Source organism: Paenibacillus sp. NRS-1781, assembly GCF_050467745.1.
In the GTDB taxonomy this organism is placed as follows: domain Bacteria; phylum Bacillota; class Bacilli; order Paenibacillales; family Paenibacillaceae; genus Paenibacillus; species Paenibacillus terrae_A.
Window position 1 is genome coordinate 1 of record NZ_JBITPI010000130.1, and the last position, 540, is coordinate 540.

Here is a 540-nt window from a genome sequence, read left to right on the forward strand (position 1 = left end):
GCCGAATCACCGGGTATATATTGTGGATGCGCATGGACATCTGGCACCTGTGGGCGTAGCTGGGGAATTGTGTGTATCAGGGGTAGGTTTGGCGCGTGGATATTGGCATCGTGCCGAACTGACGGAGGAGAAATTTATACTAAATCCGTTTACGAACGGAGAAGCAGGGTATGAACGGATGTATCGAACGGGGGATTTGGCAAGATGGATGCCGGATGGCAACATCGAGCATCTGGGCCGGATCGACCACCAGGTGAAAATCCGGGGCTATCGGATTGAACTGGGCGAGGTTGAGGCGAACCTTTTAAAAGTAGAAGCCGTGCAAGAAGCAATCATACTAGCCCGTGAAGACGCGCAAGGGCAAAATCAACTGGTGGCGTACTATGTGGCAGAACGTGAAGTGAGTGCAAGTGAGCTGCGCAGCTTACTGGGCGAAGGACTTCCAAACTACATGGTGCCTTCATACTTTGTACAGATGGAAAACATGCCACTGACACCGAATGGTAAAATCGAGCGCAAATTATTACCGGCACCGGAAGG

General features: G+C 51.5%; 1 protein-coding gene. It reads left to right on the forward strand.

What is annotated here, in order from left to right; translation table 11 throughout:
• Nucleotides 1-540: AMP-binding enzyme (locus tag ACIFO6_RS24290; RefSeq protein WP_430044641.1), on the forward strand; the 540-nt coding region annotated here is incomplete at both ends.